Here is a 17,603-nt window from a genome sequence, read left to right as displayed (position 1 = left end):
CACCGACGACCGCCCGGGCTGCCCGATTAAATCGCCGGGTGGGCGACTCGTCTGAACGTCATACCCATTCTCCAGAAGGCGGCCCTCGCGATGCTCTCCACCCTGGCCAACACCCTGCGCAAGCGGGTCACTCAAGCACTGCCCGGCAAACAGCCCAGCTACCGGATTTTCGATGTGCAACTGAAGCGGCGGATCGCGCTCAGCCCTTCGCTGACCCGCCTGGTGTTCAGCGGCCCGGATGTTGCCGAAATGACCACATTGGCGCCGGACCAGCGGGTCAAGCTGCTGTTTCCCGCGCCCGACGGCTCACGGTCAAACCTGAGCAACGAGCGGCACTGGAAGGCTGCCCACAGCGCCTTGCCGGCAGACCAGCGCCCGCCCATGCGCACCTACACCATCCGCGCCCTGCGCCGCGAGGCGCTGGAAGTGGATATCGATTTCGTGCTGCATGGCGTCAACGGCCCCGCTTCGGCCTGGGCTACCCACGCGCAGGTGGGTGACAGCTTGCAGATGGTGGCGCCCAACCTGGCCTACGAGGGCGACACCGGTGGCTATGAATGGAAACCGCCACAGGGTGTGCGCCACATACTGTTGGTCGGTGACGAAACCGCGCTGCCGGCAATTGCCGGGATTCTTGAGCAACTGGCCGACGACCAGCCCGGATTGGCGGTGCAGGCATTCATCGAGGTACCGCTGGAGGCTGACTGCCTGCCTTTGCACCATGGCAGCGCCACCGACCTTCACTGGTTGCCCCGCGAGTTGCTCAATTGCGAGCATGGCCAGGCCATGCAGCATGCCGTGCGCGAACTGGCCAGCCTGCCGCAGGGGCAAGCCGCACCGCGAGTGAAGCTGGAAGAGGTGGATATCGATACACGGATACTGTGGGAGCAGGCCAGTAGCGCCAACAGTGCGTTTCATGCCTGGGTGGCAGGGGAATCGGCGACCGTCATGGATATTCGCCGCTACCTGATCAAGGAGCGCGGGTTGCCGCGCGAGTGCCTGACCTTGATGGGCTATTGGCGGGCCGGGCGGACCTTTGATTGACTGGAACTAGCCGGGGGCGCTTTGCGCCTTTCGCCGGCAAGGCAGCCTCTATCACACAGGTGCGCGGGGTCAATGGCGACGAAGTGTTCAGTCTTCTGTAGGTGGGCACAGCAAGCTGTGCCGACAGGGATCAACGCCGGTGCACAGCTGGCGTCATGCGCATCCTGTTTGCTGCGCGACAGCGCAGCCCGGAAGGGCTGGGTGATCTCTCATGGAACACACTTTGATTGACTGATTTAGCGGTGACTTTGTGGGAGGCCACTCATCCCCTATAGGCTGCGCTGTCACGCGGAGAACAGTGCCTGGTGTGGGAGCGGGCTTGTCCCGCGAAGCAGGCAACGCTGTGTATGGCACCGGCTTTGCCGGTGTTCGCGGGGCAAGCCCGCTCCCACAAGTTGACGCCAAATCAATACGTTGTTCTATGAGAGCCGGGGGCGCTTTGCGCCTTTCGCCGGCAAGGCAGCTTCTATCAAACAGGTGCGCGGGGTCAATGGCGGTGAAGTGTTCACTCTTCTACACGTGGTCACAGCAAGCTGTGCCGACACGGATTAACGCCGGTGCACAGCTGGCGTCATGCGCATCCTGTTTGCTGCGCGACAGCGCAGCCCGGAAGGGCTGGGTAATCTCTCATGGAACACACTTTGATTGACTGATTTAGCGGTGACTTTGTGGGAGGCCACTCATCCCCTATAGGCTGCGCTGTCACGCGAAGAACAGTGCCTGGTGTGGGAGCGGGCTTGTCCCGCGAAGCAGGCAACGCTGTGCATGGCTCCGGCTTTGCCGGTGTTCGCGGGGCAAGCCCGCTCCCACAGGTTGACGCCAAATCAATACGTTGTTCTATGAAAGCGGGCTTGTCCCACGAATCCCGGCGCAGCCGGAGCCATGCACAGCGTTGCCTGCTTCGCGGGGCAAGCCCGCTCCCACAAGCGCCTCGGCAAAACGCTGCGCCACTTCATCAACCTGCTCGGCGCTGATGATCAGTGGCGGCAGGAAGCGCACCACTGCGCCATGCCGCCCGCCCAGCTCCAGGATCAGCCCGCGCTTCAGGCACTCACGCTGCACCTTGGCCGCCAGCTCGCGGTTGGCCAGCGGATGACCCAAGGCATCCGTTCTGCCCTGCGGGTCCACCAACTCTACCCCCAGCATCAAGCCACGCCCGCGAACATCACCCAGTTGCGGATAATCGCGCTGCAACTGCAGCAGGTGCTGGCGCAAACGCTGCCCCATGGCCTCGGCATGCTCGGCCAGGCGATGCTCGACCAGGTAGTTGATGACCGCCGACCCCGCGGCCATGGCCATCTGGTTGCCACGGAAGGTACCGGCATGCGCACCCGGCTTCCAGGTATCCAGCCAGTCGCGGTACACCACCACCGCCAGCGGCAGGCTGCCGCCAATGGCCTTGGACAAGGTGACCACGTCCGGCACGATGCCGGCATGTTCGAAGGCGAACATGCGCCCGGTGCGGGCAAAGCCGCTCTGGATCTCGTCGATGATCAGCGCAACGCCGGCCTGCTCGGTAATACGGCGGACCCCTTTGAGCCATTCGATATCGGCCGGGATCACACCACCCTCGCCCTGCACCACCTCAAGGATCACTGCCGCCGGCAGAGGCACGCCGCTCTCCGGGTCGAGCAGCAGGTTTTCCAGGTAATGCAGGTTGGCCCTGACCCCTGCTTCACCGCCCAGGCCGAAGGGGCAGCGGTAGTCGTAGGGGTACGGCATGAACTGCACGCCGTTGCCGAGCAAGGCGCCCAGCGGCTGCTTCGGCCCGTTGCTGCCCATCAGGTTCAACGCGCCCTGGCTCATGCCGTGGTAGGCGCCATGGAAGGCCAGCACAGTGCTCCGGCCGGTGGCCGTGCGCACCAGCTTGAGCGCCGCCTCCACGGCATCAGTGCCGGTCGGGCCGCAGAACTGTACCTTGGCCTCGCGGCGCAGCGCCTCGGGCAGAATGCCGAACAGGTCCTGGACGAAGCGGTCTTTCACCGGCGTGGTCAGGTCCAGGGTATGCAAGGGCAGCTCATCGGCCAGCACACGCTGGATCGCCTCGACCACCACCGGGTGGTTGTGGCCCAACGCAAGCGTGCCGGCGCCCGCCAGGCAGTCGATGAACTGGCGGCCTTCAACATCCTCCACATAGATGCCACGGGCGCGCTTGAGCGCCAGCGGAATACGCCGTGGGTAGCTGCGGGCATTGGACTCCTGCTGTTGCTGGCGTTGCAGCAGGGGGGATTCGGTAAACTCGTACAAAGGTTGCGACGCGTTGACCGGTGCAACCTGGGCAAGGCTGGAAGCGGTGGACATGGGTAAATCCTCGCAAGCAAGCGAATGGGCAGTTATCGCTTGAAAAACGCTTGAGTGCCGGGAGGATTTAGCGGTTGTTACTGGATTTTACTTTGCCTGCACCGGCCTCTTCGCGGGTGAACCCTCTCCCACAGGAATCGCACCGCTCTTGAAGCCTGTGCAGTACCTGTGGGAGCGGGTTCACCCGCGAAGAGGCCCGCCTAGCCGATAAAGATCAATGCCCGGATCGCGCCGGTACTTGCAAGAGCACCCGCAACCCATCGCTCCGGCTGTCAAAGCGCAGGCTACCCGCACACCGCTGCACGATCGCCTGGACAATCGCCAAACCCAACCCGCAGCCGCCACTCTGCCCATTGCGCCAGAAGCGCTCGGTCAGGTGCTCAAGGTCGCCTTCGGCAATCCCTGGCCCGTGGTCGCGCACCATGAAGCCCACCTGGCCGTCGGCCATCTGCACCTCCAGCTCCACCGCCTCATCGCCGCCATGGCGCAATGCGTTGTCCAGCAGGTTGCGCAGCGCGGCCACCGCCAACGGTGCGGGCATGCCCAGGTAGATTTGCGTGGCTTCTTCAGGCAGACGCAGCACGATGCGGCGGTTGTCACCCCCACCGGCGTCCTGCACCGCCTGGCGGGCCACCTGCTCGGCGCTGCACTGCACCCCATCCTCGAACGACAGGCTGCCTTCCACCCGCGCCAGCATCAGCAACTGCTCCAGCGTGCGGTGCATGCGGTCGGTGCCCTGCTCGGCATGCTCCAGCGCCTGCTCGCGCACCGCGCCATCGGTCATGCGTGCCACCTGCAGGTGGGTCTTGATGGCGGTCAGCGGGCTGCGCAATTCATGGGCCGCATCGTCGGTCAGGCGCCGCTCGCGCTCAAGGGTCTGGGCTATACGCAGGAACAGCTGGTTCTGGGTTTCCAGCAAGGGCTGCAACTCGCTGGGCATGCCCGCCACCTGCAAGGGTTCGACACTGTCCGCGCGCCTACGGCGCAACGCGTCGCGCATGCGGTTGAGCGGCTCCAGGCCCTTGCCCAGGCCAATCCACAACAGCCCCAGGCTGCCGAGCAGGGCCATCAGCACGGGCGCCGAAGCGGCCAGCAGGATCGACTGGTTCAGCGCCTCGCGCTCCATGTGCCGGTCGGCAGTGGTGATGCGCACATCACCGTGGTTGTAGGTGAAGGTGCGCCACAGGGCATCGTCGATGGTCTGGTCACGGAAGCCACTGCGCTCGTCGTCCATGGCGCCATCGTGCTTATGGTTGCTGGCAAGGATCTCGCCACGCAGCGAACTGACCTGGCAGGCCATGCCGTCCGGCACACTGAACTGGTCGGCGGAAAAGTGCGCCTCCCCGCCCTTGGCAGTCAGGGGTTGCGGCAACTGGTCGATCAGGCCGGCGACCATGCGCGCCGAGGCTACCAGGCGCTGGTCGAGGGAAAACATCATCTGCTGGCGCAGGTCACGCAACATCCACGCCGCGGCCAGCGCCCAGATGATCACGAAAGCGCTGCCCAGAATCAGGCTCAGGCGTACCCGCAGGCTCATGAGGCGGCCTCCTCCGGGGCCTGCGCAGGGCCCAGCCGATAACCCAGGCCACGCACGGTCTCGACAATGCCGTTGCCCAGCTTGCGCCGCAGGTGGTGGATATGCACGTTCAGGGCGTTGCTTTCGACTTCATCGCTGAAGCCGTATACGCAATCTTTAAGCTGTTCACTGGACAGCACCCGCCCGGGGTTTTGCAGCAACGCCTGGAGCAAGGCCTGCTCACGGCGGGACAGGTCGACCGATTGGCCGGCCAGGGTCGCCTCGCAGCTGCTCGGGTCATAGCGCAACGGCCCGTGCTCGATCACATTCACCGCCCGCCCGGCCACCCGCCGCAGCAGGGTATGCAGGCGAGCGGCCAGCTCGCGCAGGTCGAACGGCTTGAGCAGGTAGTCATCGGCGCCGGCCTGCAGGCCATCGACGCGGTCGGTGACGGCATCGCGGGCCGTGAGTACCAGCACTGGCAGGTCCACACCCTGCTGGCGCAGGCGGCGCAGCAGCTTGAGGCCGTCTTCGTCGGGCAGGCCGAGGTCGAGGATCATCACGTCGAACTGCGCGGCCTGCAACATCGCCCGCGCAGCGGCGGCGTTGCCCACCCGGTCCACGGTCAGGCCCTGGGCGGTGAGGCCGGCGCAGATGCCGGCGGCGATCAGGTCGTCGTCCTCGCAGAGCAGAACGTGCATGGTGGGGCTCCCGGAGTGGTGTGGCTGGCATTGCACCTTGGGCGGATTAAGGGGGCATTATGGACCTTTGTGGGTGGGTCAGGGTGTTCGTCTTGGGTGCAGTGGTGAGCACCAGGGCCCTACATCAACCCCTGTGGCGTATCGACATCCAGCAACACCCCGGCATCTGCCAGTTCGATCACCACACAACTGCCCCGATTGGCCTGCACCACCGAGCGCGCCCCTTCATCGCCGGACAATTGCCCCAGCGCAGGCCAGAAATCACGCCCGAACATCACCGGATGCCCCTGCTGCCCCGCATGGCGTGGCAACACGATGGTCGAAGCCGCGGCCGCTGCGGCCAGTTGGCGCAAGGTTGCCGACTCGATCCACGGCATGTCACCCAGCAAAATCGCCACTGCCTGGGCATGGCTGTCGAGCAAAGAGCGAGCGCCGGCCGCCAGGCTGTGCCCCATGCCCGCGGCCGCTTGATGGCTGATGACTACCTGGCAATCGGGGGGCAAGCCAAAATCCTCGGCCCGCTCACCTGCGCGCAATACCACGCGCACATCATCGAACACCGCCCGGGCTCGCTCCACGCTATGCGCCAGCAAGCTGCGGCCATCGGCCAGGGTGGCCCGGCGCTTGTCGGAACCGAAACGCGTACCGCGCCCTGCCGCCAGCACCAGGGCCACCACGCTCACAGCGCCACCCGCGCAATGCCGTTGCGCACCCGCAGGATATCGGCCAACACCGCCAGCGCGATCTCGGCCGGGGTCTTGCTGCCCAGGTTGAGGCCGATCGGGGCATGGATGCGGCCCAATTCCACTTCACCCAGGCCGCCGATGCGCTGCAAGCGCTCACGGCGCTTGTCGGAGGTCACCCGGGAGCCCATCACGCCAATGTAGAAAGCCTCGGTACGCACCGCTTCAAGCATCGCCAGGTCGTCGATCTTCGGGTCGTGGGTCAAAGCCACCACCGCCGTGTCGGCATGGCAACCGCCATGGTGGATAAACTCCGAAGGCAACTCGCGGCGCACTTCAACGCCGTCCAGCCGCACGCCATCCAGCACTTCGTCCCGCGGCTCGCAAAGGATGACTTCAAACCCCATGCCTTTGCCGAACTCGGCACAAAAATGCGCCACGCTGGAATAGCCGGCCAGCAGCAGGCGCTGGGCCGCGCCGACACGCAAGCGAACACAGGCTGCTTCCCGCTCGACGCGTGGTCCCTGGGAAGGGTCATCGGCCAGATGGCGGGTACCTTCGGGCAAGCTCACTTCACGCAGCACCCGGCGCTGGCCCTGCAGCGCGCTTGCCATCTCACGCAGGTGCGCCTGCACCTCGCACTCGGCCGGCAGGTTCTCCACCAGCACTTCAAGCACACCGCCACACGGCAAGCGGACACTCGAACGCGGGTCGCTGCCATCGCCGTAACGCACGATGGCAACCGGCTCCGGGAATTCACCCAGGGCCACGCGTTCGAGAAAGTCGTCTTCGACACAGCCACCGGACAGCGACCCCAGCCACTGGCCACTGGCATTGACAGCCAGCAGCGAGCCCGGCGCACGCGGCGCCGAGCCATAGGTGGCCAGCACCGTGCACAACCACACACGTTGCCCGTTGCACGACCACTGCAAGGCCTGACGAATCACCTGTAGATCGAGATGTTGCACGTTTACTCCGCCTTCAGCTCGGCGAGCTGCTGTACCTTCAGGTCACCGGGCAGTCCACCCCACGCCTGGCGCAGGTAGTTGACCATATCCGTCACCTGCTGGTCATCCAGCTTGTCGGCAAAGCCTGGCATTGGCTGCATGCGTTCAAAGCCGGTGAACTGCTGTTCACGAATACCTTCGAGGATGACCTTGACCAGGTTGCGCGAGTCACCCTGGCGCAGCACGGTGTTGCCCTGCATGGCCACGGCGATGTGCGGCTTGCCCTCGCCGTCGACACCATGGCAGCCGGCGCAGACGTTCAGGTACTGCTGGTGGCCGCGCTTGGCGCTGTCGCTCATCTGCTCCAGGGCAACTGCCTGGATGGCCTTGGCCGGCGGTGGCTGGTCGCCCAGCAGGTAAGTGGCCATGGCCGCCAGGTCTGCGTCTTCCAGGTGTTGGGTGCTGTGGTGCACCACCGGGAACATCTCGTTGAACATGCTGCCCTGGGCACTGATGCCGTGCTTGAGGAAGGTGGTCAGGTCTGGCTGGGTCCAGCCGCGTTCGGCCAGGTCCTGGGCCAGCAGGCTCGGCGCCAGGTAGCCGCCAAGCAAGCCACCGGTCAGGCGCTGGTCCTGCTGCAGCGCGCCGATGGGATTGCGCGGGGTATGGCATTCGCCGCAATGGCCCATGACCTCGACCATGTACTGGCCACGCTGCCAGGCCGGGCTTTTGCCTTCGGTTGGCTGCAACTGCACGCTCTTGCCATACAGCATGTTCCAGCCACTCAGGCCCATCCGCACATTGAACGGGAAGCGCAACGCGGTCTGCGGTGCCGGGCGGTTGATCGGCGGGATGGTCATCAGGTAGGCGAGGATCGCGTCCGAATCTTCACGCTTGATCAGGTGGTACGAGGTGTAAGGCATCGCCGGATACAGATTGGCGCCGTCCTTGCGCTTGCCCTCGGTGACTGCGGCGAAGAACTCGTCGGCGCTGTAGTTGCCGATGCCGTATTGCTTGTCCGGGGTGATGTTGCTGCCGTAAATGGTGCCAAACGGCGAATGAATCGGCAGCCCGCCAGCATACGGCGCGCCGCCTTCGGCAGTATGGCAGGCCATGCAGTCGGCCGCGCGTGCCAGGTATTCACCGCGCTTGACCTGGGCCTCGTCGGCCGCCAGGGCAAACGAACTGACGGCCAGACCCAGTGCCAACGCCCATGCGCTACGTACAAAGCCCATGCTCAACCCTCCTTGACCAGGCCGAGATCGTTGAGCACCTTGCGGGTAGCGTCGTAATAACGCACGTAGCCGGTGCAGCGGCAGATGTGGTGCCCGAGGCTGGCCTCGATGCGGTCTTCCACTTCGCTCTTCTTCAACGGCTGGCGCTGGGCCGTTTCCACCAGCACGGTAGCAGCGTTGACGAACCCCGGCGCGCAGTAGCTGCACTGGAAGGCGAACAGGTCAACGAACTTCTGCTGGATCGGGTTCAGCGTCAGGTTGCCGGCCTCGTCCGGTTTGGCGTGGCCCTCGATGGTGCGCACCTTCTTGCCCTCGAAATAGTGGGCGCCGGTGATGCAGGTGCGCACTTCCTCGCTGGTGCCGTCGGGGTTGTCGACAATCACAACGCAGGCGTGGCAGATGCCCTGGCCACAGCCCAGGCGCGAGCCGGTGAGGTTCTGGTGTTCGTGCAGGTAGTCGATCATCGCCAGGTCAGCGGGGACCTCGACCGGGCCGACCGGTTGACCGTTGAGGGTCAGTTGCAGTGGACGGTTAGCCATTGAGGGCCTCCTTGATACGGGCTGGGGTGATAGGGAGATCGCGCACGCGCTTGCCGATGGCATGGGCAACGGCATTGCCGATGGCCCCCACGACCGGGATCATCACCACTTCGGCGATGCCCTTGGACGGGTCGGTCGGTGACAGCGGCGGGAGAATTTCGCTGGTCTGCTGCCACACCGCCACGTCGCGCGCATGCGGCAGGCGGTAGCGGTTGAAGTTCCAGTCGCCCTCCCCGGGCCCACCCTCGTACAACGGCATTTCTTCGGTCAGCGCGTGGCCGATGCCCATGGCGATACCGCCTTCTAGCTGGCCCTTGACCAGCTCCGGTACCAGCACCCGGCCGCACTCGACCCAGCTGTGATGGTTGAGCACTTGCACTTCATGGGTGCCCTTGTTGACCTTGACTTCAACGAGGGTTGCCACCGGGCTGTAGTAGGTGACCATGGCGTTGTTCAGCTGGGTATCGGGGTAGGCTGCGTTCTGCCGGTCGAGCAGGTGGTAACCGTGGCTGCTCATCTGCGCCTTCTTGGCGCTCACTGCGCCATCGCCGTACTTCACCGCCACGGCGTCGAGCGGGAAGCGCTCGCGCACGCCGTCGATGACGAAGTCAGCCTCGGCCCAGCTCCAACGGTTGAAACCGTGCACACTGGCGCCGGTGACCAGGCCCATGTCGTGGGCCTTCTGTGCCAGCTGGGCGAACGGGATCGGCTGCAGGCCGTTACCGGTCAGCTCACCATTGACCCACACCGCGTTCTCGCGGCGCACCACCAGCGGGTTGGCTTGGCCGCCATGCGGGCCCTGGCTCCAGATGGCCATGGCCGCCGGCCACAGGCCGTGGTTGAACAGCACGCGCGCCGCTTCGCGGGTGGCATGGCTGAAGTAGAAGGCCGAGTTGGTCGCCGACGATGGCGACGCCAGCTTGCCCACCCAGCGCGGGTTGCGCAGCGCGGCATCCTGCTCGGGCTGGCTGATCAGGTACGGGTTGCCACTGGTGCTCAGTTGCAGCTCTGGCCATTCGGTGACCGCAGTCCTGACCTCGTCAGCCGAGCGGCCAAGGAAATCGCTGACCACCAGGGCCTGCGAGGTAGACATGCCGGTGCCCAGCTCGGTGCCGATGTGGCGCAGGCTGATGCGGCCCTCGCGGCTGAACTCGATGCTGGCCATCGGCGCCTCGGAGCCGGTGCCGAAGTCCTTCTGGCAAATTGCAAAGCCCACGCCGTACCAGTGGTCCTGGTCCTGCGCGTCCATCTGCTGCTTGCGCGTATCGCGGTTGCGCCACCCTTCATGCACGGCGGCCTTGTCGAGAATCTCGTACAGACGCAGCGCGCCCGCCGGCACCGCGCCCTGGGTGTTTTTCATGCCCGATTTCAGCGCGTTGGCACGGCGCAGGTCGATGGCATCGACGCCCAGGCGGCCGGCAATTTCATCGACCATCATCTCGGTGGCCGCCATGCTCTGCAAGGTGCCGTAGCCGCGCATGGAGCCGGCCTCGACACCGCGAGAATGGTAGGCGGTGACCGACAGGTCGTTCTGCGGCATGTAATAGATCGACTGCGCTGCCGTAGCCCCCACCGCAGCTACCGACGGGCTGTAGTTGATGCGCCCGCCGCCGTCGCAGCTCATGTCGGCGCGGAAGATCTTGAAGCTGTTGTCCTTTTTGTCCACGGCCAACTGGTAGCGAATATCGAAGGCATGGCGCTTGATGCCACTCTGGAACTGCTCGTAACGGTCGTTGGCCAGGCGGATCGGCACGCCGGCGCCATACAGCGCAGCCACGGCGGCGTAGAAGACGAAGATGTTGTTGTCTTTGGAGCCATAGCCCACGGTGTAACCTGGGTGCATGTTCAGCGTGTTCAGGGCGAAACGCGACGGCTTGATCATGTGCACGCATTCCTGCGCCACTTCGAACGGGCACTGGGTGGCGACCACGAAGTGCAGCGTGCCGCTGGCCGGGTCGTACCAGCCATTGCCGTTGTCCGGCTCCAGCGCGGCGGGTTCGATGGACGGCGTTTTGTAGCGCTCGTCGAACACCAGCCAGTCCTCGGGCGGGTTGTCCAGTTGCTCGGCCATGCGCTTGGCGTAGAACAGCCCCTGCTCGGTCAGGTCGCCATGCTGGTTGGGCTGTTTCGACCACACCGGCTTGCGGTTGAGAATGGTCGGGAACAGCATGGAATTCTTCAGGCTCGAGAATTCATCGTCGTCGAACGGCGTGGCACCGCCGACGCGCACGAAGCGGAAGCTGCCGTAAGGGTCGCGCTGGTACAGCGGTGCCTGGGCGCCGTAACGGATCGCCTGTTCGTTGAACTGCAGCTTGCGTTTGGCCTGGCGGAAGCGCTCGAAGTCGTGCCAGATCAGGATTGCCACCGGGTGGCCAATGAACATCGGCACCTTGCCGGGCGGCAGCAGCGGGTCGGGCGAATGGGCCTCGGGCCAGGCGAGACCGTCTTTCTCAAGGTCGGCAGCGGTAACGATGCGGTCCGGCTGCAACTCGCTCCCGAGCAGGCTAAGGTCATGCCCGGCATAGATACGGTCGGCCTTGGTGGCCTTGAGCAGCAGCGCGTGGCCTTGCTGCGTTGGCCAGCCAGGCATGTCCTTGGCGCGGATATCGCGGGCGAACACCTTGTCGCCACACACCTTGGACAAGGCATCGTTACGGAAACGCGCCTTGCCGTCATGGTTCATCCACTTCTGCGGCGAGGTGGTGACGCGGTCCTCCATCAGTGCGGCGAACGCCTGGCTGCCGAGTGGCGCCATGGTCACACCGACACCAGCTATCAGCCCGCCTTGCAAGAAGGCGCGCCTGGAAATATCACGGTTGGACATGCTTGATCCTCTGGGCAGTGGGGGGCCTGCCCTATTTTTGATTCTAGTGCTAGCGGGGAAAGCTGACTTGTGCGTCAACTTTACAGCAAGTGAGTGGGGATAGGCAAAGTCAAGCCGACAATATGTCGCGGTGTGTCTGGGGTGATGGGGGGGATTGGGGGTGGGCTGTCAGGTGTTTGCCGGGGCATTCTTGGCGCCTGGGAGATCGAGCGCCGCGCGGGCGGCGCTCGATCTCCCAGGCGCTAAAAATCCCCCGACAAGCATCTGCCCAAAAAGCCAGAGTTAACCTTCCTTTAATCAACCCCAGCCAGCATGGCCCCATTCCTAGATCTGCCAAGGCGAAGACATGCGCGTCCTCCTGCTCTTCCTCACACTGCTTCTGGCCGGGCCGTTGCAGGCCAACCCGTTCGATGTAAAACCGGACTTCCTGCCGGTCGACCAGGCCTTCGTGCTCACCCACGACCGCCAGGCCGATGGCCAGATGCGCCTGTATTTCCAGATCAAGCCGGGCTACTACCTATACCAGAAGCGCTTGAAATTCGACGGCCTGCCTGCCGAGCAGCACCCGCAGTTGCCGCCGGCGCTCAACCACCATGACGAATTCTTTGGTGACAGCGCGGTGTACCGCGACCAGCTCGAACTGCTGCTGCCGGCCAATGCCCAAGGCCAGTTGCGCCTGGGCTGGCAAGGCTGCGCCGACGCCGGCCTGTGCTATCCACCGCAGACCACCCTGATCGAGCTGGGCGGCAGTGTGGCCCCAACCGCCGAGCAAGCCAGCGACCAGGCTCTGGCCAGTGGCCTGCAACAGGGCCACCTGGCCTGGAGCCTGCTGGCGTTCTTCGGCCTGGGCCTGTTGCTGGCGTTTACCCCCTGCTCGCTCCCGATGCTGCCGATCCTTGCCGGGCTGGTACTGGGCAATGGCGCCAGCGCCCGACGCGGCTGGCTGCTGGCCGGGGTGTATGTGCTGAGCATGGCACTGGTGTACGCCGCCCTGGGCGTGGTTGCCGCGCTGCTGGGTGCCAGCCTGCAGGCCTGGCTGCAGCAACCCTGGCTGCTGGGCAGCCTCGCGGGGCTGTTCGTGCTGCTGGCCCTGCCCATGTTTGGCGCCTTCGAGCTGCAACTGCCCGCCGCCGTGCGGGACCGCCTTGACCGCGCCGGGCAAGGCACCCGTGGCGGCAACCTGTATGGCGCGGCGCTGCTCGGGGCGTTGTCCGGCCTGCTGCTGGGCCCGTGCATGACTGCGCCATTGGCCGGCGCGCTGCTGTACATCGCCCAGAGCGGCGACGTGCTGCAGGGCGCGCTGGTGCTGTTCAGCCTCGGCCTGGGCATGGGCGTACCGCTGCTGTTGCTGGTAACCCTGGGCAACCATTACCTGCCGCGCCCAGGCGCCTGGATGGACCGGGTCAAGGGCGTGTTCGGCTTCGTGTTCCTGGCCATGGCGCTGTATACCGTGCGCAGCCTGTTGCCCGCCACGCTGCTGCTGGCCCTGAGCGGCGCCTGGCTGATCGCCCTGGCCTGGGCCACCTGGCCGGCCCTGCAGCGCCTGCCAGCGTTGCGCGCCGTACCGTTGCTGGGCGCCCTGTGGGGCGGCCTGTTGCTGGTAGGCGCCGCAGCCGGTGGCGATGACCTGTGGCAGCCGCTGCGCCCGTTCACCGGTGGTGGTGGCGCGCCAGTCGCTGGCCAGCATGCCGAAGACAGCTTCGTCACGGTCAGCCGCCCCGAAGACCTGCAACGTGAACTGGATGCGGCCAAGGCTCGTGGTCAGTGGGTGATGCTCGACTACTATGCCGACTGGTGCGTGTCGTGCAAGGTCATGGAAAAACAGGTGTTCGCCCGCAGCGACGTGCAGGCCGGCCTGGCCGGGGTGCACCTGCTGCGCCTGGACGTGACCGCCGACAGCCCAGCCAGCAAAGCCTTGCTGCAGCGCTACCAGGTACCCGGCCCGCCCAGCATCATCTGGATCGGCCCGGAAGGCGACGAACGCCGCGCGCGGCGCATTACCGGTGAGGTGGATGCCGCCGCGTTCCAGCAACACTGGGCCCAGACCAGGAGCCAAGGCTGATGCTGACCGTAACCCTCGGGCCACTGACGATGGCCCTCAACCACCTGTTGATGCTCACCGCCCTGGTGATCGCCAGCGTGGTCGGCTGGTGGGTCGCCCGGCGTGGTGGCGAAAGTCCGGAATCGGCGCTGTTCAACCTGTTCCTGATCGGCCTGCTGTGCGCCCGTGCCGGCTTCGTGCTGGCCTACTGGCCGATGTACCGCGATGAGCCGTTGCAAATGATCGACATCCGCGACGGCGGGTTCCTGCTCTGGACGGGCCTTGTCGGCATCGTCTTTGGTGCCCTGTGGCAGGGCTGGCGCCACCCAGGCCTGCGCCGCCCGCTGGGCTGGGCGCTGTTCAGCGGCGCGCTGTTCTGGGGCCTGGCCAGCTTCGGCGGACATTTGTACAGCAAAGGTACCGAGCTGCCCGAACTGAGCCTGCGCAACGCTGGCGGCCAGCCGGTGGCGCTGCACAGCTACCGCGGCAAGCCATTGGTAATCAACATCTGGGCCACCTGGTGCCCGCCTTGCCGGCGCGAGATGCCGGTGCTGCAACAGGCGCAAGGCGAATACCCGCATGTGACCTTCCTGTTCGTCAATCAGGGCGAGACCCCAGAAAACGTCAGCACCTTCCTCGCCACTACCGGCCTGAGCCTGACCCACGTGCTGTTCGACGGCACCGGCCTGCTGGCCCAACGGGTCGGTTCCATGGCCCTGCCCACGACCTTGTTCTATGACGCCGACGGGCGGCTGATCGGCAGCCACCTGGGCGAGCTGTCCCGGGCCAGCCTGCGCCACGCCCTGGAACCTTTCGACCGGGCCACTGCGCCCGCCCCTGCCGCACAAGGAAACTGACATGCGACTGACTGCACTGCTGCCCCTGTCCCTGGCCCTGCTGGCCGCCCCGCCCCTGCAGGCCGAAGAGCTGCCCAAGGCGGTTCAGCAACTGCAAGCCAAGGGCGCCGTGATCAAAGGCAGCTTCAACGCGCCTGACGGCCTGCGCGGCTACGCCGCCGAGTACCAGAACAACGCCCTGGCCCTGTACCTGACCCCTGACGGCAAGCACGTAGTGGTCGGCAGCCTGTTCGACGAACAAGGCAAGGACCTTAGCGCCGAGCCGTTGGAAAAGCTGGTGTATGCACCGATGAGCAAAGCAATCTGGGCGAAGCTGGAGAAAACCGCCTGGATCGCCGACGGCAAGGCCGATGCACCGCGCAAGGTGTACCTGTTCAGCGACCCGAACTGCCCTTATTGCAACATGTTCTGGGAACAGGCGCGGCCGTGGGTGGAGTCGGGCAAGGTGCAGTTGCGCCATATCATGGTCGGCATCATCCGCGAGGACAGCCCGGGTAAATCGGCGGCGCTGCTGGCTGCGAAAGACCCGGCCAAGGCACTGCAACAGCATGAAAAAGCCGGCAAGGCCAGCACGCTGAAGGCACTGGAGCAGGTGCCTGAGGCGGTGCAGCAGAAGCTGGCAGCCAACATGGCATTGATGGAAGAGATGGGGTTGCAGGCGACTCCGGCGATTTTCTATCAGGATGAACAGGGCAATCTGCAAAGCCAGCAAGGGGCACCGCGGCCAGAAATGCTTGGGAAGATTCTTGGCAAGCGCTAGTGCATGTCTTGAGTTTTGAGGTGCGGCATAGATCGTGGGCCGCCCTCTAAAGCTCAAGGTGAGCACCAACCCTACACCTGCCGTTGAGCACATCGGCCTAGCCCACCGCCGGCACGACTCCGCTGGCCGCCTAGGTCGATGGTCCAACGGCGCCGTCACACTCTATTTTTACATCTCGAAACAATGAATTCAGTGTCTCATCCAATAAACACCGCCCATCGTAAACAGCACATTCCCCACTGAATCACCTTTCTACCCTACGAAAAACACGGGCGAATCCTATACAAGAACAGGAAGTTTCCTAAAACTTCATTCAGTCATTGGCCTCTCATCAGAAACATCCCGCAGAAAAACCTCACAGGTCCAGCCTCACTTCAAACAGCGGATACCGCGCTCAGCCAGCGGCCATTCACGCCAAACTTGACGCAAAGCAAATATAAATCTAAACAGAGAGCACTCCGGCGACAGTAACTGCGAGGCAGACGTCAGCAGAGGCTCAATTGGCCATCGCCTCGACCAAGAATAAAAAGCACTTCATGACATAAATGAAGGCAATCAACAGAAGGGCCCTTCCCATGACCAGCAGCAGCCCACGCGCGCCTTCTAATACAGGAAGGCTCTATAACATCTCAAACATCTTGATAAAGGAGCACCTCCGAGAGCCTTCCAGTTTATTGTGGACTGCTTTCGCGCCGTGCATGCTGTTCTTTATCATGACCCCGAGTTTTCTGAATACAGACAAGAACACCCAACCCTATTTATTCTACGCCGGCTGGTTCTACGCCTACATTTCAGCAAACGTCGCTTTTTTTGGATTCAGCTTTTACCTGATAGGCAGAAGGGAAAGCGGCTTTATCCGTTCATTCATCTACCAGAAAGAATCCATTCGCCTTTTTCTTGCATCCCACATGATCAGCTATTCGATTCTAAGCGTCGCGTACGCCTCCTTCTTCTACCTGGTCACCAAGCCCATGCATGGAGCTTATTCAGGCCATGAATATTTGTACATCATGGCGTGTTTCTTTACCAGTTACCTGGGGTTTTCCTGTATTGGTTTCGCTATAGCCGCTCTGCCTATAACATTTGGAACAGCCGGCACTCTATTCTCACTGCTGTCATTCCTCATGCTGATGTCCAGCTACTTGGGCGCCATCACCAGTGAAACGCACGAACAATTGATCTCTCTGGTCAATCCCCTGTACGTGAGCACCCGCATTTTTCGTGGCGAACTTTCATTACTGGCAGTTTTCCCAGTGGCGTTCACCCTCACACTGGTCGGCTTTTGTGTGACGGCGAATCATTTCAGAATACAGCCCATCTGGAGTCGTTACTGAATGAGCATCCTTACCCTTGACAACCTGACTTTCTCGTACGAAGGCAACCCGCTGCTGCACAACCTCAACCTGCATCTTTCGCCAGGTGAAGTAGCAGGTATATTGGGGAGCAATGGCGCAGGAAAAACGACGCTCTTCGACCTGATTTGTAAACTTAGACAGCCCGACCGGGGGAACATCATCAACCGCGCCAAAAACCTGGCTTATCTTACGCAAATTTTGACACCTCCCCCCCAGCTACGGATGATTGAAATTTACCAGCTCATCAACAACTTGAATGCGTCGCCCAAACCCTGCCTTTCTGAGGCACTGGGTCGGCTTGACGCATGGTCGCCTGCGCTCTGCAAACGATATGCGGATATTTCAAAAAAGAAAGCGTCGACTTGTAGCTATGGCGAGATACGAAGTTTTTTCACGTTGACACTGTTGCTCATGGGCAGCGATCTGATAATACTTGACGAACCCACGGCTGGAGTGGATCCGGAATTCCGGCACTTCATCTGGCTTGGGATCAAACACGCCTGCAACGAAGGGGCCAGTGTTTTGGTTTCATCACACTATACGCCGGAAATCGCGACACACTGCGATCGGTTTTACATGCTTGCCCATCGTCAACTCGAAGCGTTCAATAGTTCAGACCAATTTCTGACTCGCTATCATGCGACTTCTTTCGATGAAGCCTTCATTAATGCTTCCACCCTGCTGGAGCAATCTGGGGCTGCCTAGCAACGCTGACACCTTAACCGCTTTGCAGTCTAAAGTTCTCAAGGGTCACCACAAATTACCGGTACTGAAACGCAGCCCATCGCAGGGGTTCGTCG

Annotated in this window: 13 protein-coding genes and 1 pseudogene; 6 read left to right on the top strand and 8 right to left on the bottom strand. The window is 63.4% G+C overall.

Translation table 11 applies throughout. The features are described 5' to 3' along the window. Positions 1-90 precede the first annotated feature (90 nt). Entirely contained in the window at positions 91-1,044 is a 954-nt protein-coding gene (locus LU684_RS25210) for a siderophore-interacting protein (protein ID WP_232895176.1), read from the top strand. A gap of 909 nt (positions 1,045-1,953) precedes the next feature. Here the strand turns inward: LU684_RS25210 and LU684_RS25205 are convergent. From LU684_RS25205 to LU684_RS25170, 8 genes and pseudogenes are all read right to left on the bottom strand, one after another. Next, positions 1,954-3,345 (bottom strand): annotated as a pseudogene (locus LU684_RS25205) (aspartate aminotransferase family protein); the annotation flags it as partial. Positions 3,346-3,559: 214 nt separating this feature from the next. Next, entirely contained in the window at positions 3,560-4,882 is a 1,323-nt protein-coding gene (locus LU684_RS25200) for an ATP-binding protein (RefSeq protein ID WP_016488314.1), read from the bottom strand. Beyond that, positions 4,879-5,562 (bottom strand): response regulator, encoded by a 684-nt coding sequence (locus LU684_RS25195; RefSeq protein WP_016488315.1) that lies wholly within the window; start codon positions 5,560-5,562, stop codon positions 4,879-4,881. Before LU684_RS25195 ends, LU684_RS25200 begins: the two co-directional genes overlap by 4 nt. Before the next feature lie 119 nt (positions 5,563-5,681). Next, positions 5,682-6,245 carry a nucleotidyltransferase family protein gene (locus LU684_RS25190; protein ID WP_060519303.1) on the bottom strand — a complete coding sequence of 188 codons (564 nt, stop codon included), beginning with the start codon at positions 6,243-6,245 and terminating at the stop codon, positions 5,682-5,684. Continuing rightward, positions 6,242-7,213, bottom strand: coding sequence for an XdhC family protein (locus LU684_RS25185; RefSeq protein WP_232895175.1), 972 nt, complete (start codon positions 7,211-7,213; stop codon positions 6,242-6,244). Before LU684_RS25185 ends, LU684_RS25190 begins: the two co-directional genes overlap by 4 nt. A 2-nt stretch (positions 7,214-7,215) precedes the next feature. Continuing rightward, positions 7,216-8,427 carry a cytochrome c gene (locus LU684_RS25180; RefSeq protein ID WP_016488318.1) on the bottom strand — a complete coding sequence of 404 codons (1,212 nt, stop codon included), beginning with the start codon at positions 8,425-8,427 and terminating at the stop codon, positions 7,216-7,218. Between the two features lie 2 nt (positions 8,428-8,429). Next, on the bottom strand, positions 8,430-8,966 hold the full coding sequence (locus LU684_RS25175) for a (2Fe-2S)-binding protein (RefSeq protein ID WP_016488319.1): 537 nt from the start codon (positions 8,964-8,966) through the stop codon (positions 8,430-8,432). Further along, positions 8,959-11,790, bottom strand: a complete 2,832-nt coding sequence (locus tag LU684_RS25170; protein WP_016488320.1) for a xanthine dehydrogenase family protein molybdopterin-binding subunit — start codon at positions 11,788-11,790, stop codon at positions 8,959-8,961. Before LU684_RS25170 ends, LU684_RS25175 begins: the two co-directional genes overlap by 8 nt. Before the next feature lie 346 nt (positions 11,791-12,136). Here LU684_RS25170 and dsbD point away from each other — a divergent pair, with 346 nt between their 5' ends. The 5 genes from dsbD to LU684_RS25145 all read left to right on the top strand — a co-directional run bounded on the left by dsbD (position 12,137) and on the right by LU684_RS25145 (position 17,508). Further along, on the top strand, positions 12,137-13,852 hold the full coding sequence (gene dsbD, locus LU684_RS25165) for a protein-disulfide reductase DsbD (RefSeq protein ID WP_232895173.1): 1,716 nt from the start codon (positions 12,137-12,139) through the stop codon (positions 13,850-13,852). Next, positions 13,852-14,688, top strand: a complete 837-nt coding sequence (locus LU684_RS25160) for a TlpA disulfide reductase family protein (protein ID WP_016488322.1) — start codon at positions 13,852-13,854, stop codon at positions 14,686-14,688. The genes dsbD and LU684_RS25160 overlap by 1 nt, the downstream gene beginning before the upstream one ends. Before the next feature lies 1 nt (position 14,689). Then, entirely contained in the window at positions 14,690-15,448 is a 759-nt protein-coding gene (dsbG, locus tag LU684_RS25155; protein WP_016488323.1) for a thiol:disulfide interchange protein DsbG, read from the top strand. A 575-nt stretch (positions 15,449-16,023) separates the two neighbouring features. After that, positions 16,024-16,782: an ABC transporter permease gene (locus LU684_RS25150; RefSeq protein WP_060519309.1), complete on the top strand. Its 759-nt coding sequence runs from the start codon at positions 16,024-16,026 to the stop codon at positions 16,780-16,782. Then, positions 16,783-17,508, top strand: a complete 726-nt coding sequence (locus LU684_RS25145) for an ATP-binding cassette domain-containing protein (protein WP_060519310.1) — start codon at positions 16,783-16,785, stop codon at positions 17,506-17,508. Positions 17,509-17,603 lie beyond the last annotated feature (95 nt).

This window comes from Pseudomonas sp. NMI542_15 (assembly GCF_021283425.1).
GTDB classification, from domain to species: domain Bacteria; phylum Pseudomonadota; class Gammaproteobacteria; order Pseudomonadales; family Pseudomonadaceae; genus Aquipseudomonas; species Aquipseudomonas fortuita.
Note: the sequence above shows the minus strand (reverse complement) of the source record. Positions and strands in the feature narration are given on the sequence as shown.